We start from the raw sequence: 940 nt of genomic DNA, 5'->3' as shown, positions 1-940 counted from the left end.
CGTCAAGACGCCATTGCTCATCAACAGCTTTTAACTTGACCAAATTATTAACCCATTGACCAAAAGTCCAAACACCCGCTTCATCGCCATCGGGAATCAGCTCAGTTAATAGGTTAACCGCCGGGATTCGCAAGTTGGCCGGATCATTCTTCTTCATGCTCCCGGAGATATCGATCAGCATACGTATATCGGCCCCCGCTTCATTAGCAGCGGCATCTTGTGCGAAAGCATTAGCTGAAATTAATACATTGACGAAGACCGCCAGTGTTAACATACGCTTAATAAGGCTAAGCCCTCTCAGCTTTTGCGTTATCACCTGGCGCGCAAATGATAGTTTGGAGTTCATAGATTCCCCTGCATGATCCCGGCCCAAACAAATGAGGCATTATGGACAAAATTAGTCGAACATAGATAATTTATAGCAGGTTTTACAACAACAACAATGCGATATTAAAAGTATTTTCTCTTAAATTAACGCTTACCTGTTGTTTTTATAGAAGATTAGTGTGTTTCACTAAGTTTAGAGTGATGAAGGTAAATGTTTTCCTAGCTCGACGTTATAGGCATTGATGAGCTTAAAGCGATCTTGCTCTAGACCGTTGATGGACACTGACTCTTTAAACATATCTAAAGGACGCACCCACAATCCAAACTCGCCATATAAAGCTCTATAGACAACCAACTTTTCCTCTGTCTCGCTATGCGTGACCAGGCCAAGTACCTCGTATTCAGCCCCCTTATAATGCTGATACAAGCCTGTTTCGATACCACTCATCCAGCCTTCTCCATACCCAAGAGTCTTCTCATAACCGATTCCAACATCACCACAACGATCATTAATGCATAAGCGGCGGCAATATAAACCCCTGCTTGAAGCGCTTTATCTGTGTGACCCAAAACCCAGTCATAAGCACCAACAAGGTAGGCGGGTGCCAGCCAA

At 43.7% G+C, this 940-nt stretch carries 1 protein-coding gene and 1 pseudogene; both read right to left on the bottom strand.

The window, feature by feature from the left end; translation table 11 throughout:
• Positions 1-346 (bottom strand): annotated as a pseudogene (locus tag A3729_RS33470) (hypothetical protein); the annotation flags it as partial.
• Positions 347-520: 174 nt separating this feature from the next.
• Positions 521-775, bottom strand: a complete 255-nt coding sequence (locus A3729_RS25890; RefSeq protein WP_068514784.1) for a DUF1653 domain-containing protein — start codon at positions 773-775, stop codon at positions 521-523.
• Positions 776-940: the final 165 nt, after the last annotated feature.

This window comes from Oleiphilus sp. HI0043 (genome assembly GCF_001634935.1).
Note: the sequence above shows the minus strand (reverse complement) of the source record. Positions and strands in the feature narration are given on the sequence as shown.